Source organism: Campylobacter aviculae (assembly GCF_005406215.1).
Lineage (GTDB): Bacteria > Campylobacterota > Campylobacteria > Campylobacterales > Campylobacteraceae > Campylobacter_D > Campylobacter_D aviculae.
In genome coordinates, this window is record NZ_NXMA01000006.1 from 72152 (window position 1) to 90343 (window position 18192).

The 18192-nt window shown below is 29.6% G+C and carries 22 protein-coding genes; 17 read left to right on the forward strand and 5 right to left on the reverse strand.

From position 1 onward, the window contains the following. Nucleotides 1–69: 69 nt before the first annotated feature. The 9 genes from CQA76_RS04480 to kcuS all read left to right on the forward strand — a co-directional run bounded on the left by CQA76_RS04480 (nucleotide 70) and on the right by kcuS (nucleotide 8028). Nucleotides 70–624 (forward strand): CheB methylesterase domain-containing protein, encoded by a 555-nt coding sequence (locus tag CQA76_RS04480; RefSeq protein ID WP_137622248.1) that lies wholly within the window; start codon nucleotides 70–72, stop codon nucleotides 622–624. Between the two features lie 22 nt (nucleotides 625–646). Next, complete coding sequence (locus CQA76_RS04485; protein ID WP_137622249.1) at nucleotides 647–1435, forward strand: CheR family methyltransferase; 789 nt, start codon at nucleotides 647–649, stop codon at nucleotides 1433–1435. A gap of 144 nt (nucleotides 1436–1579) precedes the next feature. Then, a complete protein-coding gene (locus CQA76_RS04490) occupies nucleotides 1580–2308 on the forward strand; it encodes an amino acid ABC transporter ATP-binding protein (RefSeq protein ID WP_137622250.1) in 729 nt (242 codons plus the stop codon). Nucleotides 2309–2329: 21 nt separating this feature from the next. Beyond that, nucleotides 2330–3109 carry a transporter substrate-binding domain-containing protein gene (locus CQA76_RS04495; RefSeq protein ID WP_137622251.1) on the forward strand — a complete coding sequence of 260 codons (780 nt, stop codon included), beginning with the start codon at nucleotides 2330–2332 and terminating at the stop codon, nucleotides 3107–3109. Nucleotides 3110–3113: 4 nt separating this feature from the next. Further along, nucleotides 3114–3866, forward strand: coding sequence for an amino acid ABC transporter permease (locus CQA76_RS04500; protein ID WP_137622252.1), 753 nt, complete (start codon nucleotides 3114–3116; stop codon nucleotides 3864–3866). A 10-nt stretch (nucleotides 3867–3876) separates the two neighbouring features. Continuing rightward, complete coding sequence (locus CQA76_RS04505) at nucleotides 3877–4536, forward strand: amino acid ABC transporter permease (protein WP_137622253.1); 660 nt, start codon at nucleotides 3877–3879, stop codon at nucleotides 4534–4536. A gap of 83 nt (nucleotides 4537–4619) precedes the next feature. Then, nucleotides 4620–5549, forward strand: coding sequence for a ribose-phosphate pyrophosphokinase (locus CQA76_RS04510; RefSeq protein ID WP_137622254.1), 930 nt, complete (start codon nucleotides 4620–4622; stop codon nucleotides 5547–5549). Between the two features lie 156 nt (nucleotides 5550–5705). Next, a complete protein-coding gene (locus CQA76_RS04515) occupies nucleotides 5706–7850 on the forward strand; it encodes a carbon starvation CstA family protein (protein WP_137622255.1) in 2145 nt (714 codons plus the stop codon). Beyond that, the gene (gene kcuS, locus CQA76_RS04520; protein WP_137622256.1) at nucleotides 7834–8028 is read left to right on the forward strand and encodes a KCU-star family selenoprotein; all 195 of its coding nucleotides are present in this window, start codon (nucleotides 7834–7836) and stop codon (nucleotides 8026–8028) included. Before CQA76_RS04515 ends, kcuS begins: the two co-directional genes overlap by 17 nt. A gap of 49 nt (nucleotides 8029–8077) precedes the next feature. Here the strand turns inward: kcuS and CQA76_RS04525 are convergent, their stop codons facing one another. Then, on the reverse strand, nucleotides 8078–8482 hold the full coding sequence (locus CQA76_RS04525) for an acyl-CoA thioesterase (protein ID WP_137622257.1): 405 nt from the start codon (nucleotides 8480–8482) through the stop codon (nucleotides 8078–8080). 73 nt (nucleotides 8483–8555) lie between these two features. Here CQA76_RS04525 and ciaB point away from each other — a divergent pair, with 73 nt between their 5' ends. Together ciaB and CQA76_RS04535 are read left to right on the forward strand one after the other, a co-directional pair. Next, entirely contained in the window at nucleotides 8556–10394 is a 1839-nt protein-coding gene (gene ciaB / locus CQA76_RS04530) for an invasion protein CiaB (protein ID WP_137622258.1), read from the forward strand. A 103-nt stretch (nucleotides 10395–10497) separates the two neighbouring features. Next, a complete protein-coding gene (locus tag CQA76_RS04535; RefSeq protein ID WP_137622259.1) occupies nucleotides 10498–10788 on the forward strand; it encodes an HU family DNA-binding protein in 291 nt (96 codons plus the stop codon). Nucleotides 10789–10863: 75 nt separating this feature from the next. Here the strand turns inward: CQA76_RS04535 and CQA76_RS04540 are convergent, their stop codons facing one another. Continuing rightward, nucleotides 10864–11307 (reverse strand): hypothetical protein, encoded by a 444-nt coding sequence (locus CQA76_RS04540; protein WP_137622260.1) that lies wholly within the window; start codon nucleotides 11305–11307, stop codon nucleotides 10864–10866. Nucleotides 11308–11521: 214 nt separating this feature from the next. On the opposite strand from CQA76_RS04540, the gene pgp2 reads away from it, so the two are divergent. The 4 genes from pgp2 (at nucleotide 11522) to CQA76_RS04560 (ending at nucleotide 15505) form a co-directional block, all read left to right on the forward strand. Next, a complete protein-coding gene (gene pgp2 / locus CQA76_RS04545) occupies nucleotides 11522–12460 on the forward strand; it encodes a cell shape-determining L,D-carboxypeptidase Pgp2 (RefSeq protein ID WP_137622278.1) in 939 nt (312 codons plus the stop codon). Continuing rightward, on the forward strand, nucleotides 12461–13450 hold the full coding sequence (locus tag CQA76_RS04550) for an alanine racemase (RefSeq protein ID WP_137622261.1): 990 nt from the start codon (nucleotides 12461–12463) through the stop codon (nucleotides 13448–13450). Then, nucleotides 13451–13918: a tRNA (cytidine(34)-2'-O)-methyltransferase gene (locus CQA76_RS04555; protein ID WP_137622262.1), complete on the forward strand. Its 468-nt coding sequence runs from the start codon at nucleotides 13451–13453 to the stop codon at nucleotides 13916–13918. Nucleotides 13919–14065: 147 nt separating this feature from the next. Next, complete coding sequence (locus CQA76_RS04560) at nucleotides 14066–15505, forward strand: alanine/glycine:cation symporter family protein (protein ID WP_232364895.1); 1440 nt, start codon at nucleotides 14066–14068, stop codon at nucleotides 15503–15505. A 29-nt stretch (nucleotides 15506–15534) separates the two neighbouring features. Here CQA76_RS04560 and CQA76_RS04565 read toward each other — a convergent pair whose 3' ends face one another. Beyond that, nucleotides 15535–16263 (reverse strand): amino acid ABC transporter ATP-binding protein, encoded by a 729-nt coding sequence (locus CQA76_RS04565; protein WP_137622264.1) that lies wholly within the window; start codon nucleotides 16261–16263, stop codon nucleotides 15535–15537. Next, nucleotides 16256–16999, reverse strand: coding sequence for an amino acid ABC transporter permease (locus tag CQA76_RS04570; protein WP_137622265.1), 744 nt, complete (start codon nucleotides 16997–16999; stop codon nucleotides 16256–16258). Before CQA76_RS04570 ends, CQA76_RS04565 begins: the two co-directional genes overlap by 8 nt. A gap of 114 nt (nucleotides 17000–17113) precedes the next feature. On the opposite strand from CQA76_RS04570, the gene CQA76_RS09015 reads away from it, so the two are divergent. Further along, nucleotides 17114–17263, forward strand: a complete 150-nt coding sequence (locus CQA76_RS09015) for a hypothetical protein (protein WP_170999709.1) — start codon at nucleotides 17114–17116, stop codon at nucleotides 17261–17263. After that, nucleotides 17250–17825: a DJ-1 family glyoxalase III gene (locus tag CQA76_RS04575; RefSeq protein WP_137622266.1), complete on the forward strand. Its 576-nt coding sequence runs from the start codon at nucleotides 17250–17252 to the stop codon at nucleotides 17823–17825. The genes CQA76_RS09015 and CQA76_RS04575 overlap by 14 nt, the downstream gene beginning before the upstream one ends. 8 nt (nucleotides 17826–17833) lie before the next feature. On the opposite strand, the gene CQA76_RS04580 is transcribed toward CQA76_RS04575, so the two are convergent. Continuing rightward, nucleotides 17834–18166, reverse strand: a complete 333-nt coding sequence (locus tag CQA76_RS04580; RefSeq protein WP_137622267.1) for a histidine triad nucleotide-binding protein — start codon at nucleotides 18164–18166, stop codon at nucleotides 17834–17836. Nucleotides 18167–18192: the final 26 nt, after the last annotated feature.

Here is an 18192-nt window from a genome sequence, read left to right on the forward strand (position 1 = left end):
AAAATTATAAAATAGAAAATTTAATCAATTTTAATACTAAAATTATAATCTAAACCTAAAGGGAAGTTAATGAAGCTTGTACTCATAGGATCTTCAACAGGCGGTCCTAATCAATTGAAATTTTTATTAAATGATGTAGATATCAAAAATACATCTGTAGTAATAGCCCAACATATGGGTGCTAACTTTATTCCTTCGTTTGTCAATCAGTTTGACAAAGAAGCTTTGAGTAAAGTATCTTCTTTGAATGATAAAGAAATGTTAGCTAATGAAATTTATATTTGCCAAAAGAATACAATTTTAACAGGAACTTTAAATATTGTAGCAAATTGGAAAGATGTAGATACTAGTTTTAAGCCTAATGTAGATTTATTGTTTAATTCTGCAGTTCCTTTGGCAAAAACAAATAAAATTCTTGCTATGATTTTAACAGGCATGGGAGATGATGGAGCTAAAGGTTTACTTGAATTACACAAAGCAGGAGTAAAATGTTTATGCGAGAATGAGGCTGATAGTGTGGTTTATGGTATGCCAAAAAGGGCAAAAGATATGAACCCTAGTTTAAGACCTATGAGCTTAAAAGAAATTAAACAAGAAATTTTAAATTTCATAGAACAAGAATAGAGCGGGGGGGGGGATTAATTTAATGGAAGAAAGAATAAAACCTACTGAATTAGAACTTAATGAGTTTATTCAAATTATAAATGAGATTAGCGGTATAGACTTAAATGAAAAAAGAAATATTTTACTTTTAAAATTATCAAAATTTGTTTCAGGAGTAAATGTTAAAACCTTTAGAGATTTTTTAGATAAACTTAAAATCAACAGACACCTTAGACAAGAAACTTTAGATTTTGTAACGATAGGAGAAACTTATTTTTTAAGAGAATTAACACAATTAAAAGAAATTATTTTTTACGCAAAAAGTCTTGAAAGGCATGTGAATATTTTAAGTGCTCCTTGTTCTAGCGGTGAAGAAGTTTATTCTATGGCGATGTTAGCTGCACAAAATTTTATGAAAGATATGCTAATTTTAGGTATAGATATTAATTCAAATGTAGTTGAAAAAGCCAAATTGGGTCAATATCAGGGAAGAACTTTACAAAATTTAAGCGAAAGTGAAAAAAGAAGATTTTTTACCTGTGATGATAATCAAATTTTTACTATTAATAAAAATGAACTATGTAAATGCAAATTTGAACTTTGCAATGTTTTTGAAGATAAATTCTTAAGACTTGGAAAATTTGACATTATAGCATCAAGAAATATGATTATTTATTTTGATCATGAATCTAAGCTTAAATTAATGGAGAGATTTTATCAAATTCTAGCCGATAAAGGAAGATTGTATGTAGGAAGTGCGGATTTAGTTCCAGAAACTATATTTTTTAAGAAGGTTTTTTCATCACATGGGGTTTATTATGAGAAAATTTAGTGCTCATAAAAATGTTACAAAAGGTTACGTTTTTTAATTTATCGAGAAAAATAAATTACATTTTTGAATTATTTTATCGGTTTAATGATAGAATTACCTTAATTAACAACATTGCATTGTGATTAAAATTTTTAAGGAAAAAACTTGATCGAATTAAAAAATGTAAATAAATATTATGGAAACCATCATGTCTTAAAAAATATCAATCTTTCAGTTAAAGAAGGTGAAAAGCTTGTTATTATTGGTCCAAGTGGAAGTGGAAAAAGCACAACAATCCGATGTATGAATGGACTCGAAGAAGTAAGTTCTGGAGAGGTAATAGTTAATAATCTTGTTCTAAACCATAAAAATAAAATTGAAATTTGTAGAAAATATTGCGCTATGGTTTTTCAGCATTTTAATTTATACCCACATATGACAGTTTTACAGAATTTAACATTAGCACCAATAAAACTTCAAAAAAAATCTAAAAAAGAAGCCGAAGAAATAGCATTTAATTATTTAAAGGTTGTAGGCTTGGTAGATAAGGCAAATGTTTATCCTACCACTCTTTCTGGAGGGCAACAACAACGCGTCGCTATAGCAAGATCTCTTTGTACTAAAAAGCCATATATTTTATTTGATGAGCCAACTTCGGCACTTGATCCCGAAACAATACAAGAAGTCTTGGATGTTATGAAAGAAATTTCTCATCAAAGTAATACTACTATGGTTGTTGTTACTCATGAAATGGGTTTTGCAAAAGAGGTGGCTGATCGGATTATTTTTATGGAGGAGGGAGTAATTGTAGAGGAAAATATTCCAAGCAATTTTTTTTCTAATCCAAAAACCGAAAGAGCGCGACTCTTTTTGGGAAAAATTCTTAAAAACTAACCAAATTTGAAAGGAGAAAAGATGGTTTTTAAAAAAATTTTATTAAAGTTGGTAATTTTTGCTTTAGGTGTTTGTATTGTGTTTAACAGTGCCAATGCAGCAGAAGGAAAACTTGAATCCATCAAAACTAAAGGGCAGTTGATTGTTGGAGTTAAAAATGATATACCTCATTATGCCTTACTTGATCAGACAACTGGAGAAATTAAAGGCTTTGAAGTTGATATTGCAAAGTTACTTGCTAAAAGTATTTTGGGCGATGAAAAAAAATTAAAATTAGTTGCAGTCAATGCTAAAACAAGAGGACCTTTACTTGATAATGGTAGTGTAGATGCAGTGATAGCAACTTTTACGATTACACCGCAAAGAAAAAGAATATATAATTTCTCAGAGCCTTATTATCAAGATGCTGTAGGACTTTTAGTTTTAAAAGAAAAACATTATAAATCTTTAGCAGATATGAAAGGTGCAAATATCGGCGTAGGTCAAGCCACAACCACAAAAAAAGTTATAGGAGAGGCTGCTAAGAAAATTGGTGTAGATGTTAAATTTAGTGAATTTCCTGATTATTCAAGTATTAAAGCAGCATTGGATACAAAAAGAGTTGATGCATTTTCTGTAGATAAATCAATTTTATTAGGTTATGTTGACGATAAAAGTGTGATTTTGCCTGATAGTTTTGATCCTCAATCTTATGGTATTGTAACCAAAAAAGATGATCCAGCTTTTTCAAAATATGTTAATGATTTTGTGAGAGATCATAAAAACGAAATCGATGCCTTAGCTAAAAAATGGGGTTTATAATATTATGAATGAAAGTATAGGTTTTGTTGATCATCTAAGACAAATTCTTACTTCTTGGGGTTTGTATGATGAAAATAGTATAAGTCCTTTTGCGGTATGGAAATTTTTAGATGCTTTAGATAATAGTGATGCTTTTATCGATGGCTTTATCTATACTTTAGAAGTAAGTATCCTTGCTTTGCTTATAGCGATAATTTTTGGAACTATAGGTGGAGTTATGGCTACGAGTAAATTTAAAATCATAAGAGCCTATACTAAAACTTATGTGGAGCTTTTTCAAAATGTTCCTTTGGTGATACAAATTTTCTTCTTATTTTATGCTTTGCCCGTTTTAGGAATACGACTCGATATATTTACAATTGGTGTATTAGGAGTTGGAGCTTACCACGGAGCTTATGTAAGTGAAGTGGTTAGAAGTGGAATTTTAGCTGTACCGAAAGGGCAGTTTGAAGCTTCTACTTCTCAAGGATTTACTTATATCCAACAAATGCGCTATATTATACTCCCACAAACTGTAAGAATTATTTTGCCTCCTATGACAAATCAAATGGTAAATTTGATTAAAAATACTTCTGTATTACTCATTGTGGGTGGAGCTGAGCTTATGCATTCTGCAGATAGTTATGCAGCTGATTACGGAAATTACGCACCAGCTTATATATTTGCAGCAATTTTATATTTTATAATTTGTTATCCTTTGGCTTATTTTGCAAAGGCTTACGAAGACAAGTTAAAAAAAGCACATTTGATAAGATAAAGGGACTGCTATGGAAAATGTTTTTAATGAGCAAAATATTAATTTTCTAATACAAGGTTTATTTCTTACGTTAAAAATTGCTTTAGCTACTTGTATTATTTCGATTATTTTTGGAACTTTTTTAGCTATAACTAAAAATTATGGTGATAAATTAAGTAGATTTTTAGCGGCTTGTTATATAGATATTTTTAGAAATACTCCATTATTATTATGGATGCTTGCAGCTTGTTTTGTCTTACCTGTTTTTTTTGGACAATTTCCACAAGCTTTTTGGGGAACTGTAGGATTTTCATTATATACTAGTTCGGTTATGGCTGAAATTATTCGAGGGGGTTTAAATTCCATTCCAAAAGGGCAGTTTGAAGCAGCTTATTCTCAAGGTTTTAGTAAATTTTTTACTCTTTTTTATATTATTTTACCTCAAACTTTTAGAAAGATAATGCCTGCTTTATTATCGCAAATTGTGACCACTGTAAAAGATACAGCTTATTTGGCAGGTCTTGGTATAGCAGAGCTTACATATAATTCTAAAACTATATTGGCAAAATTAACTAGTTTTGAAGAAATATTGACTATGATTGGTATTGTTGCTGGAATTTATTTTGTAATATGTTTTTCGCTTTCTATGTTGGTAAGATATTATGCCAAAAAAACAGCTTATATATCTTGAAATTTTAAAATTTACAGCTATTTTTAACGAATGTTTTAATAAAATCATGTTTTTAAATTTTATAAACAAATTAAGGTTATGTTATGCGAGGTTATAAGATTTTTTCAGGTTCGGCCAATATGGAATTTGCAAGACAAATTTCTAAATATCTTTCTCTACCTTTAAGCGATGCAGGTGTAAAACGTTTTAGTGATGGAGAAATCAGTGTTCAAATTGATGAAAGCGTTCGCGGTAAAGATGTTTTTATTATTCAAAGCACTTGTATTCCTACAAATGATAACTTAATGGAACTTTTGATTTTAACCGATGCTTTACGTCGTTCAAGTGCAAAATCAATTACAGCTATTATTCCTTATTTTGGTTATGCAAGGCAAGATAGAAAAGCTAATCCTAGAGTACCAATTACAGCTAAGCTTGTTGCAAATTTAATTCAAGCAGCGGGCATTGATCGTGTAGCAACTATTGATTTACACGCTGGACAAATTCAAGGTTTTTTTGATATACCTGTTGATAATCTTTATGGAAGTATAGTGTTTAATGACTATATAAAAAGTAAACATTTTAAGAATGCTGTTATTGCGAGCCCTGATATTGGTGGAATTGCAAGAGCTAGAAGTGTTGCAAAACATTTGGGGCTTGATATAGTTATAGTCGATAAAAGAAGAGAAAAAGCTAATGAAAGCGAAGTGATGAATATCATAGGTGATGTAGCAGACAAAGAAATCGTTTTAGTTGATGATATTATAGATACGGCAGGAACTATAGTAAAAGCTGCTGAAGCTTTAAAGGATAAGGGTGCTAAATCTGTAATGGCGTGTTGCACTCATCCGGTTTTAAGTGGTCCAGCATATGAAAGAATCGCTACCGGTGCTATAGATGAACTTGTTGTTACTGACACTATACCTTTAAAGCAAGAATTGCCAAATATAAAAGTTTTAAGTGTTGCACCTGTATTTGCAGAAGTTATACGACGAGTGTATCATAACGAAAGTGTAAATTCTTTATTCCTTTAAAATTATTTCTATAGGTTTAACCTATAGATTTACATATTTTTAAGCATAAAAATTATTCCTAGCATTTTTAAAAATTATTTTTAGAATACAAAAGATTTAAAAAAAATTAATAGTTTATTTATTATAATTATTTTTTATTTCAAAAAGGAGTAAGAGTTGAAAAAAATTTTATGGTTTTTTGTGGCTTTATTGGGAGCTGTTTGCTTTTGTTATCTTGCTTTGCAAAATGGCGAAAAAGTTTCGGCTATTTACTTAGTTGTGTCGGCTGTCTGTATTTATATGATAGGGTATAGACTTTATGGTTGTTTTATAGCATTTAAGGTGTTTGGCTTAGATAAAAATCGAGCTACTCCTGCTAAAGTAGAAAACGATGGACAGAATTTTGTTCCAACAAATAAAATTGTTTTATTTAGCCATCAATTTGCTGCTATTGCAGGAGCTGGTCCTTTAGTTGGTCCCGTTTTGGCTGCTCAAATGGGTTATTTGCCTTCTATGATTTGGATTTTAGTTGGAGGGGTTTTGGCAGGGTCTGTCCATGATTTTTTAGTACTTTTCATTTCTATGCGTAGAAAAGGTCGCAGTCTTGGGGAAATGATCAAAGATGAAATGGGAAGTTTTACTGGTGGAGTGGCTATGGTGGCTATTTTCGGGATCATGATTATAATCATCGCTATTTTAGCAATGGTTGTAGTTAAATCTTTGGCAAATTCTCCTTGGGGATTATTTACCATAGCAATGACTATTCCTATAGCTATATTTATGGGAATTTATATGCGTTTTATACGTCCAGGTAGAGTGGGTGAAGCGTCAATTATTGGTTTTATTTTATTGCTTCTTTCGATTCATTATGGTCACTATGTATCAATTAATCCTACTTTAGCGAAATTTTTTACTTTTGATCAGCCTACATTAGCATTTATGATTATGGGATATGGATTAGTTTCATCGCTTTTACCTGTTTGGTTTTTCTTAGCTCCAAGAGATTATCTTGCTACTTTTTTAAAAATGGGCGTTATTGTTGTGATGGCTTTGGCAATTTTATTTGTTGCACCTGATTTTTTAATGCCAAAAGTTAATTATCAATATCTTGATGGAACAGGCCCTGTTTTTGCAGGATCTATTTTTCCTTTTTTATTTATTACTATAGCTTGTGGTGCTATTAGTGGCTTCCATGCTTTGATTTCAAGTGGAACAAGTCCAAAAATGCTGGAAAATGAAGAACATGCTTTGTTTGTAGGATATGGAGCTATGCTTGCTGAAAGTGGCGTGGCTGTTATGGCTTTAATTTGTGCTTGTATTTTACATCCTGGAATTTATTTCGCAGTTAATTCTTCTTCTGCTTTAATTGGGACTGATTTGGTTCAAGCTGCTAAAACAATTAGCGAATGGGGATTTGCAGTTACTCCGCAAGAAATAGCACAGCTTACTAAGGATATAGGAGAACATAGCATTTTATCAAGAACTGGTGGGGCACCAACATTTGCATTGGGAGTTACTTTAATCTTGCATCAAATTTTTGGTGGAGTTGAATTTATGGGATTTTGGTATCATTTTGCAATTTTATTTGAAGCTTTGTTTATTTTAACAGCTGTTGATGCAGGAACTAGAACTTCTAAATTTATGATTCAAGATATATTAGGAAATGTTTATAAGCCTTTAGGAAATATTCATAATGTTTGGGCTGGTTTATTAGCTACTATTATCAGCGTTTCTTGTTGGGGGTATTTTTTATATCAAGGAGCTATCGATCCAAATGGAGGAATTTACACTTTATGGCCACTTTTTGGAGTGAGTAATCAAATGCTAGCAGGTATGGCTTTACTTTTAGTCAGTGCAATTCTTGCTAAAATGGGTAAAAAAAGATATCTTTGGGTAACTTTGGCACCTGCGACATTTGTTTTAATCGCAACTCTTTATGGAGGAATTCAAAAAGTATTGCCTTATGAAGAAGGTGCGAAAGTTCATAATGCAGTAAGTCATATAGCTACTGCTCAAATGAATAAAAAAAGTATTGATAAGTTAGAAGAAGAAATTGAAACGCTTAAAACTCAAAAAGGAAATCTAGGTACGGAAGAACAAGTAAAAATTGAAGAACAAATTCAATCCAAAGAAAAGCAAATTTCTAATTTATCACACTCTTTATTTGGAAATGTATTAGATGCAATTTTATGTATATTCTTTATGCTCACTACTTTACTTGTAATAATTTCTTGTATAGGAATTTGTATAGGTAAAATAAAAATTCCATTAAAAGAAAGTCCGTATGTTAAACTTGATTCTTTAAATGCTAAAGAAGCTTAGAATTTATTATGAAAAGGCCGAAAGGTTTTTTCATCCCTTAGTTGGGCTTTCAAGTTATGATAAATATTTAGAGCATATGAAAGAAACCCACCCTGAAAAAATCCCCAAAACAAGAGGGGAATTTTTTCAAGAATGTTTAGAAAAGAAATACAATAGTGGTGGTTTAAACAAGTGTTGATAGTCTTATAGGATAAAGTTTTATCAAACAAAAATTTAAGACTAGCGATTTAAAAACCGCGAGCCTTTTTTAACTCATCACTAATTGGTTTTTTATGACCACGTGCATCAACGCTTACATAGGTTACAGTAGCAGAGGTTACATTGATGAAAATTGGACAACCAAATTCATCAGATCTTTGTGCGACAACTTCTACTTGGACTTTTATTGATGTTGTACCAACTTTTACAACTTTTGCATAACAAGAAATAACATCTCCCACAAACACAGGTTGTTTAAAAACGACTTGCTCCATAGAAATCGTTACAACTCTTTCAGGTGAAAGTTCTCTAGCTGCTATTGCTCCCGCAGAATCAATTTGTGATAAAATCCATCCGCCAAAAATATTGCCTGCTGAGTTAGTATCTCTAGGCATAGCAACTATTTTAAGTTTTGGTTCCCCCATATCTTTCATTTTTTACTCCTTATTTTAAATAATACATTATAATTCAATAAAATTAAGTAAAGCTAAGAAAGGAAATAAATTTATGAATAATTTTAAAGAAATAGCAAAACTTATAAAAAAACACAAAAAAGATATTAATCTTTTCTATAAACTTTTAGATTTAAAAGAATGGGGAGAATACTTTGAAAGACTAGTTCAACTTAGCGAATTAAAAAAAGATAAAACCACCCTTTTGGCTATTCTTAAACGTTTAATAGATTTAAAAGAGGAAAATTTAGTACAAGAATGGAAAAAAAATAATTTTAAAGAAGAAAAAATTGTAGAGTTGAAACATAAATTTTATCTTGAAGTGAAACAATTTTATGAATTAGAGCATCAAAACCTTATCAATGAAATTGCAGATAAAAAACTACTCAATGAATTTTATCAAACTCTTATACAAGGAGTTCATAATATAGGAGTTGTTATAAATGCTTTTGAAATTTCCTGGACTAAAGAAATTATAGAAAAAAATAATAAAATTTTAGCATCGCAATTTCCAAATCTTAACGATGCTATTAGTTTCTTGCAAAAGAATGGATTGTATCAAACTACTCCGCAAGGAGAAATTTGTGAAAGAAGTTATGGAATCTTAATAAGAATAGGAAATTTATGGAAATTTGTTCCTTATGCAAGATTTTTTGAAAATGAAACTTTAAAACTTGAATTTGCTTTTGATGAAATGATTGATAAATTAAAAATTTTTGCTAAAGAACAAGATGAAATAGCTTATATAAAATATTTTGAAAAATTAAAAGCTGCGTTTTGTGAAAAAGACGAAAGTAAAATAATTGGAGCGTGGCAAGAAGCAGAACTTGCTTGGATGGATGTTAGATCTCCTTTGCAAGTTGGACATCCTTTGGAATATTATGAAGATCATTATACTCATGCTGTAGCACTAGAATGGGATATAAGATTAGAAGATGAAAGTGATTTTAATGCTTTAAATTTTAGCAATGAAATAAAACAAAGTTTTATAAGAGTATATGAAAATATAAATATTGAAGATGAAAAATTAAAAAAAGAAGTGTTAAATAATATAGACAAAACTCAACTTTATATTTGCACCCCTATGATATTTTACGGAGCCGAACTTAAAGGTTTGTTTTCAGCACAAGTTGTTCCTAATGATGAATTTGTAAGCAACATAGCCGGAAAAAAGATTTTTGCATTTTTAAATTTTGTCTATGAAAATGCATTGACTCAACCATTTATGAAAATAGCTAGTGAGGTTTTTGATAAAGAATTTTTAACCTATGGAAGAGAAATTCTCTTTTTTAAGGAAGATATTTGGAAGCGTGTTTATGAAATTTCAACTATAGGACATGAATTTGGACATATCTTTTTTATCGCCAATGACAGCGAAAAGAAAATGAATAAAAGCGGTTTCTTTAAAAATATAGAAGAGTATAAAGCGACAACTGGAGGATTGGTTAATTTCTTTTTTAATGAAGAGGAGAATTTAAAAATGCCTGTTTTTCACGATCTGATAAAAAGATCTATTTCTTTGATAGCTTGGCAAAAAGTTGATGAAGTACAACCTTATTATACAGAAGGACTTATTCATCTTTCTTTACTTTTTCAAAGTGGGGTTTTAAGTTTTAAAGATAATCAGTTAAAGATTAATTTTAATCTAGAATTTTATGAAAAATTTAAACTGATAGCTTTAAATACTTATTATGAATTAGCAAGGCATTATGTTTTAAAACTTGATGCAAAGGATTTTTTAAATCATTTTTGTAATATAGAAAATGAAGTCTTTATGCCTGTGCTACTTGAGTGTAGAGAATTTGTTCAATTTTATTATAGCTTATATGAAAAAATTGGTAATGAAGTTGATGATAGTGGAGAATTTGAATACTATAAATCCAAAAAATGTTGAAAATTTTTGAAAAAATCTTAAAAAATTATGTTTTTTACTTGATATTGTTTTTTTAATATGCTAGAATTAGACGTTTCAATAAAAAAAACAAAAGGAGCTTTTTATGACTAAAGCAGATTTTATTTCAAAAGTTGCTCAAACTGCTGGGCTTACAAAAAAAGATGCTACGGCTGCTACTGATGCAGTAATTGCTACTATTACTGAAGTATTAGCTAAAGGCGATAGTGTTAGCTTTATTGGTTTTGGTACTTTTTCAACAGCTGAAAGAGCTGCAAGAGAAGCTAGAGTTCCAAGCACTGGTAAAACTATCAAGGTTCCTGCTACTAGAGTTGCTAAATTTAAAGTAGGTAAAAATCTTAAAGAAGCTGTTGCTAAAGCAAAAAAGAAAAAATAATTTTTTTGGCTAGAAATTTTCTAGCCTCTTTTTATATAAAAATTTATTCTCAGTCTTTAAGGCTTTGTGTTAAAGCTATCTTCTTAATTCAAAATCAAAATAAAAGTCTATAGGTTTGTTATCATCCATTAATTCCGCTCTAAAACGCATAATATTCATTGAGCAAGCAGAAAGGATAAATTGTGCTTCGTAGTCCGTTTTGTTAATTGGATGAATTTTAGGTTTAATTTCACCCATAAACATATTTAATCCATAAATCTTTATTCCTAAATTTTCATAAAATCCTAAATTTTTAATTTTTAATTGTATAGTTTGTAAAGATCGAATAGGTTTTGGTGTTAAAGAAATTAAAATTTCTTTATCTTTAAATTTATAAATACAATCTTTAGAATTTAAATCGCAAGAAAGCTCTGATTTATCGTTATTTTTTGTTCTATCTTTTGAGATATAAAAATCAAGCGTAATATACAAAATAAACAATACTAAACCAAAAATTAAAATAAAAAGTAATTTTTTCATTAGAAGTATTCCTTGATTTGGTTATTAATATAAAATTATATCAAAATTAAAATTTATTTCTTTAACTGTTTTTAATAATTATTTTTTAAGAAAAAAATAATATAATCACAATCACTTATTTTTACAAAGACTTTGTTTATATTATAAAATTTATGTTTTACAAGGAAATACTTTGCTTAAAAGAATTATATTTTTGTTTTTTATTTGTATTTCAATGCTTAGGGCATCATCTGATTTGGTTAAAATTTATTTAGATCAAGGACTTGATGCTGTTGGTGTAGCAATTGAAAAAGAGTTAATGGATAAAAATTTTTGGTTGTCTGAAATCGGAGATAAGAATATTTCTCTTGGCTATTATGATGATAATGTTGCTATCGTGCTTACTAATAAAACTAATAAAATACTCCGTGTATTTTCATACGATAATGGAAAAGTTAAGCAACTTTTTGAGCAAAAATCAATCATTACGGGTCTTATGGGGGATAAGCGGTTTGAGGGAGATTTAAAAACCCCGGTAGGTTTTTATGAGCTTGGAAAGAAATTTAACCCCGGTGATCCTTATTATGGTCCTTTTGCTTTTGCTACTACTTATCCGAATTTACTCGATAAATTACAAGGCAAAACAGGTGGTGGAATTTGGATACATGGTTATCCTTTAGATGGAACAAGACTTGATGAATTTAAGACAAGAGGCTGTATAGCTTTATTTAATGAAAATCTTGAAAAATTTGCAAAAGTGGTTCAAGATAAAAAAGTATTTGTTATGACAGAGGAGAAAAATAAAATTCGAGCTAATAGAGAAGAAATTGCTTCTTTGCTTGCAGATCTTTTTGCTTGGAAACTTGCTTGGACTAATAGTGATACTGAATCTTATTTAAAATTTTATGATAAAAAAGAATTCAAGCGTTTTGATAAAATGAATTTTGATCAATTTGCCTCTATGAAAAAAGCAATTTTTTCACGTAAAGAAAATAAAAAAATTAAATTCTCAAAGATTAGTATTAGCCCTTATCCAAATTTAGAGAATGAGGTAATGTATAGAATTGCATTCTATGAAGATTATTACACTAAAAATTATCAATTTAAGGGTAATAAAATTTTATATGTTAAAGTTGATGATAAAGGAAGAATGAAAATTTTAGCAGAGCAATAAATGTCTTTAATTAAAATTAATCAAAAGGCTTATGAGAATAATTTAAAAAAAATTATTACTAGAATAGGTAATCCTTCAAAACTTATTTGTGTTTTTAAAGACAATGCTTACGGACATGGAGCTAAAATTTTAGCTCCAATTGCTAGACTTTTGGGTATTGATTTTATTGCTGTTAAAAATGAAAAAGAAGCCTATGAGCTTGAAAATTTTTTTAAAAATATTTTAATACTTTCTCATCGCCCCCATGGGAATGAAAACCCTAAATTTATTTATGCTTTAAACGAAATCTCTAAAATTCAAGAATATAAAAGCGGAACACAAATTCATCTCAAAATAGACACCGGTATGCATAGAAATGGAATTTGTATAGAAGAGATAGAAAATGCTTTTTTAAAGATTGATAAGTTAAAATTAAATTTGAAGGGAGTTTTTACTCATTTTTCAAGCGCGGATGAATTAGATGCAAGTTTTTTTATTCAAAAAGAAAAATTTTTTCAAGTTAAGACTTTAGCTAGAAAAAATTATGATGGTTTGGCTTGTCATTCTTATAATTCTGCTGCATTATTTAGAGCACAAGAAATGCCTCAAGATGAATTATTTAGAATAGGAATTGCTCAATTTGGCTATGGAGATAAAAATTTAGAAAAAGTTTTAAGTCTTTATGCACATAAACTAAGCGAAAGAGTTTTAAAATCTGGTCAAAGTGTTGGTTATGGCAGATCTTTTAGTGCGGAAAAGAATTTGAAAATTGCTACTTACGATTTAGGTTATGCTGATGGATTATTTCGTTACAATGGAAAAGGTGATTTGTTTTTGACTAATAATAAAAAAATTTTAGGAAAAATTTCAATGGATAGTTTTTCTTGCGAAGAATGTGGAGATGAAGTTTGTGTTTTTAATGATGCTGAGATTTGGGCAAATTTCTTTAATACAATTTCCTATGAAATTTTAGTTAAGCTTCATCCCGATATTCCAAGGATTTTAGTATAAATGTTTAATATAGTCTTGGTTCATCCTAGAATCCCTCAAAATACAGGTAGTATAGGCAGAATGTGTTATAATGCAGGTTTTAAACTCCATATTATAAAACCTATTGTTTTTGATATTTCTCAAAAGAGTGTACGTAGGGCAGGACTTGATTATTGGGAAAAATTAGAGCCTATAATTTGGGAAAATTTAGAGCTTTTTTTGAAAAAAAATTTAATTTTTAAAGAGAGATTCTTTTTTGCCACTACAAAAAGCAATAAACCCTATTTTGAAGCCAAATTTCAGGAAAATGATTTTTTATTTTTTGGTAGTGAAAGTTTTGGTTTGCCTATGGATTTGATGCAAATTAATTGGCAAAATGCAATTACTATTCCGATGAAATCTTGTGGAAGAAGTTTAAATTTGGCTACCAGTGTTGGTATTATTTCTTATGAGGCCTTAAGGCAAAATTTTACACATTTTGTTTCATAAATTCACACATTTATATTTTTTTTAAAAGTATTTATTCAAAGTAAATGTTTTTTCATAAAAATTATGTTAAAGTAGTTATAAAATCAATATAAAAGGAAAAATATGGGAGAGCAAAATTTAAATTTACTAGCTTCAACAATTTCATTAATGAGTGAAAAAATTATAGGTTATCTTGGAAATATTATACCTTATACAGATACAATTATGGTTATTTTACTTATCATTTGCGGAATTTATTATAGTTCTTTAACCGGATTCGTTCAGTTTCGTATGCTTAAATCTGTTTTTGCAATTTTGACTGAAAAAAATGGAGAGCAATCAAAAGAGCATATTTCTCCATTTCAAGCTTTGATGATATCAACAGCTTCTAGAGTAGGCATAGGTAATATTGCAGGAATTTCTTATGCATTGACAACTGGTGGAGCTGGAGCTTTGTTTTGGATGTGGGTTATGGCATTTTTTGGAGGAGCTTCAGCTTTTGCAGAAAGTACTTTAGCGCAAGTTTATAAATCAAAAGATGAAACAGGTGGTTTTAAAGGCGGCCCTGCTTATTACATAAGAAAGGCTTTAGGATCACATTTTTTTGGTTCATTTTTTGCTTTTATTCTTATCATTACTTATGCGTATGGCTTTAATGGTTTGCAAAGTCAAACTATGACATCGGCATTTAAGGTATATTATGATATGTTTAATCCAGGCGCTACAGTAGGATTTTCTTCGAGTTATTGGCCAGTAGTAATCGGTATTATTTTAACGATTTTTGGAGCATGGATGTTTTTTTCACACCATACAAAAATAGGAAAAGTAAGTTCTTTGATTGTCCCTTTTATGGCTATGGCTTATATTTTACTTGCTGTTATTGCAGTTTTAATCAATTTTGATAAGATTCCTTTGGTAATTCATATTGTTTTAGAAAACGCTTTCGATTTTAAAGCAATTTTTGGAGGTTTTGCTGGTTCTGCTTTAGTAATAGGAATTAAAAGAGGGCTTTTTTCAAATGAAGCAGGTATGGGTTCAGCTCCAAATGCAGCAGCAGCAGCACTTACTAGTCATCCTGCAAAACAGGGCATTATTCAAGCTTTTTCTGTTTTAATTGATGTGATAGTTTGTACAAGTTCAGGGTTTTTAGTACTTTTTTCTATGGCATATTTAAATTTTCACGGAAGTAACCTCGGGGATGGCATGCCTTTAGTTCAAGAAGCCATGAGAGAATATTATGGAAGTTTTGGAATCCATTTTGTTACAATTGCTATTGTGCTTTTTGCAATTACATCATTAATTGGAAATTATTATTATGCACAAACAAATGTAAAATATTTAACAGATTCTAAGTTTGTAATGAATTTATTCAGAATTACTGCAGTAGCTATGATTTTTATCGGTTCTCAAATGAATTTAAAACTTGCTTGGAGTTTGGCAGATCTCACTATGGCATTTATGGCGACGACTAATATCATTTCTTTACTTCTTTTAGGGGGTATTGTTAATAAAGTTCTAAAAGACTTTAATTCGCAGCAAAAATCAGGTCTTGATCCTCATTTTAGTGCTTCAAAATTAGGTATAAAAAATGCAGAATGCTGGGATTAAAAATTAGCCTTGAAAAACTCAAGGCTTACTCAATGATTTAAAACCTTATTTAAAAATTCTTTTAGTCTATCATTTTTAGGATTTTCAAATATTTCTTTTGGGTGTGCGTCAATGGCTATATTGCCTTTATCCATAAAAAAAATACGATTAGCTACATTTTTAGCAAAACCCATTTCGTGAGTAACTACAAGCATGGTTAAGCCTTCTTTTGCAAGTTCTTTCATGATATTTAAAACTTCTCCTATCATTTCAGGATCAAGTGCTGAAGTAGGCTCATCAAATAAAATAACATCTGGATTCATCATTAAACTTCTTGCAATAGCTATGCGTTGTTTTTGTCCTCCTGAGAGTTTATGAGGCATAACCTCTTCTTTATCAGAAAGCCCAACTTTTTTAAGTAAAGTTCTAGCTTTTTTGATTGCTTCTTCTTTATTCAAAATCCCTGTTTTGATTGGAGCTAAGCATAAATTTTGTATAACATTTTTGTTTGCAAAAAGATTAAAATGTTGAAAAACCATACTCACTTTTTGACGAATTTTGTCGATATTTGCAGAGTCGTCTAATATGTTTTGATTATTTATGATGATTTCTCCGCTATCGGCTAGTTCTAGGCGATTAATGCAACGCAAAAAAGTACTTTTTCCGCTACCACTTGGTCCTATAATGGCTATAATGTCGCCTTTGGATACCGAAACATTAATATTTTTTAAAACTTCTAAATCGCCATATTTTTTATTTAAATTTTTTATTTTAATCATTTTTGTTTATCCTAGTTTCAAGTTCTTTAGCAAAATAACTAAAAATTTTTACACTTATATAATAAACAAGTCCTGTAAAAATAAGAGGTTTAGGATTGTAAAAAATGGCTTGCAAACTTTGACTTTGCATAGTAATATCAATCACGCTAATAAAACCAACCACTGAAGTTTCTTTAAATAGAGAAATAAATTCATTGGCTAATGCAGGCAAAATATTTTTTACAGCCTGAGGTAAAATAACTTCTTTCATAGAAGTTTTATAATCAAGCCCCATAGCACGTGCTGCCTCCATTTGTCCTTTATCTATACTATTGATTCCACTTCTAACAATCTCTGCTATATAAGCAGAACTATTTAACCCTAATGCAAATATTGCCGCATAAAGATTATCTACAAAAGTAAAAATAACAAAAGAAAATATCATCAGCTGTAAAATAAGTGGGGTTCCACGTATAATATCAATATATTCATCTATGATAAAATTTAAAGCCTTGATATTGCAAAAACGTAAAATAGCTAAACTAAACCCTACAATGATGCCTATAACTACAGCACAAATGGTCAATAAAAGTGTTATGAAATAACTTTTTAAATAAGCACTAGCATTAGCAGTATAGCCATAAGTTATATTTCCATTAGAATCTTTAATTTGTAAGATTTCAATAGGAAATGAGAAATATCCCCATAAAATAATAATACTAAAAAAGACAAAAATTCTGATATTTTTTTGGTTCAAATTATCACCTTGGTTAAATATTCTTAAGTAAAGTCTGAATTTTATAAAATTATCTTTTGATTTTTCTTTAAAGATTTGTAAAATTATGTTAAAATTTTTACAAAAGGTTAAATTATGTCAATTTTAGAGTCTATTTTAATAGTATTTTTTGTTTTATTGATGATATTTTTCATAGTAGGATTTAATCGTCAAATGAATGAAAAATCTAAATTAAGAGAAGAAAGATTTAAAAAACGAGCAAGGAAAAATAATGAAGACGAGTAAAAAAATTTTAGTTCCGTTGGCGCAAGGTTTTGAAGAAGCTGAATTTATAGGTATAGTTGATGTGTTGAGAAGGGCGAGTGAGTTAAGCGGGAATTTAGAGGTTATTATAGCCTCTTTAAATTCTGAACTTTTAGTAAAAGGTGCCAATGGTATTGTTATAAAGGCTGATTATTCATTAAAAGATGTCGATATTGAAAATTTGGATGCTATTGCTTTAGCTGGAGGTTATGAGGGTATGAATAATCTTAAAAATTCTAATGAAATTCTAAACATAATTCAAAATCTTCATAGTAATGGTAAAATCGTTGCAGCAATTTGCGCTTCTCCTATAGTTTTAAACGCTGCAGGTATTCTAGAAGGGGAATTTGCATGTTATCCAGGTTGCGAAGTAGGACTTAATGGCACTCGTATAAATAAAGCTGTTAATATTAATAAAAATATAATCACATCAGCAGGTCCTGCAACGGCTATTCTTTTTGGTTTAGAGCTTGCAAAGCACTTATGTTCAGTTGAAATCTATAATAGCTTATACGAAGGGATGCTTGTACCCTTAGTGAAATAATTTTGTATTTATTTTTTTGGGTTTTTTAAACCTCCTAGCATATGAAAATGCAAGTGGAATACTTCTTGTCCGCTGTCTTTGCCGCAATTTGTTATGAGTTTATATCCACTTTCATGGATATTTAGCAAAATGGCTAATTCTTGAATAAAACTTGTCATTTTTGCCATAAGTTCAGGTTCGAATTCTTGGAAATTTTTAAAATGTTTTTTAGGAATAATAAGTACATGAATAGGAGCTTTTGGAGCAATATCATGAAATGCTAAAAAATCGTTGTTTTCAAGCACCTTATTGCATGGAATTTTTCCTTCTACTATTTGTTCAAAAATCGTTTTTTCTTGCATTATTTATCCTTAATTTAATGTCAATT

Coding starts and splice junctions, on each gene's coding strand:
- ciaB (WP_137622258.1), top strand. CDS start 8,556: ATGAATAATTTTAAAGAAATAGCAAAACTTATAAAAAAACACAAAAAA.
- CQA76_RS04535 (WP_137622259.1), top strand. CDS start 10,498: ATGACTAAAGCAGATTTTATTTCAAAAGTTGCTCAAACTGCTGGGCTT.
- CQA76_RS04560 (WP_232364895.1), top strand. CDS start 14,066: ATGAGTGAAAAAATTATAGGTTATCTTGGAAATATTATACCTTATACA.
- CQA76_RS04540 (WP_137622260.1), bottom strand. CDS start 11,307: ATGAAAAAATTACTTTTTATTTTAATTTTTGGTTTAGTATTGTTTATT.
- CQA76_RS04495 (WP_137622251.1), top strand. CDS start 2,330: ATGGTTTTTAAAAAAATTTTATTAAAGTTGGTAATTTTTGCTTTAGGT.
- CQA76_RS04500 (WP_137622252.1), top strand. CDS start 3,114: ATGAATGAAAGTATAGGTTTTGTTGATCATCTAAGACAAATTCTTACT.
- pgp2 (WP_137622278.1), top strand. CDS start 11,522: ATGCTTAGGGCATCATCTGATTTGGTTAAAATTTATTTAGATCAAGGA.
- CQA76_RS04485 (WP_137622249.1), top strand. CDS start 647: ATGGAAGAAAGAATAAAACCTACTGAATTAGAACTTAATGAGTTTATT.
- CQA76_RS04580 (WP_137622267.1), bottom strand. CDS start 18,166: ATGCAAGAAAAAACGATTTTTGAACAAATAGTAGAAGGAAAAATTCCA.
- CQA76_RS04565 (WP_137622264.1), bottom strand. CDS start 16,263: ATGATTAAAATAAAAAATTTAAATAAAAAATATGGCGATTTAGAAGTT.
- CQA76_RS09015 (WP_170999709.1), top strand. CDS start 17,114: ATGTCAATTTTAGAGTCTATTTTAATAGTATTTTTTGTTTTATTGATG.
- CQA76_RS04550 (WP_137622261.1), top strand. CDS start 12,461: ATGTCTTTAATTAAAATTAATCAAAAGGCTTATGAGAATAATTTAAAA.
- CQA76_RS04555 (WP_137622262.1), top strand. CDS start 13,451: ATGTTTAATATAGTCTTGGTTCATCCTAGAATCCCTCAAAATACAGGT.
- kcuS (WP_137622256.1), top strand. CDS start 7,834: ATGCTAAAGAAGCTTAGAATTTATTATGAAAAGGCCGAAAGGTTTTTT.
- CQA76_RS04575 (WP_137622266.1), top strand. CDS start 17,250: ATGAAGACGAGTAAAAAAATTTTAGTTCCGTTGGCGCAAGGTTTTGAA.
- CQA76_RS04525 (WP_137622257.1), bottom strand. CDS start 8,482: ATGAAAGATATGGGGGAACCAAAACTTAAAATAGTTGCTATGCCTAGA.
- CQA76_RS04505 (WP_137622253.1), top strand. CDS start 3,877: ATGGAAAATGTTTTTAATGAGCAAAATATTAATTTTCTAATACAAGGT.
- CQA76_RS04510 (WP_137622254.1), top strand. CDS start 4,620: ATGCGAGGTTATAAGATTTTTTCAGGTTCGGCCAATATGGAATTTGCA.
- CQA76_RS04480 (WP_137622248.1), top strand. CDS start 70: ATGAAGCTTGTACTCATAGGATCTTCAACAGGCGGTCCTAATCAATTG.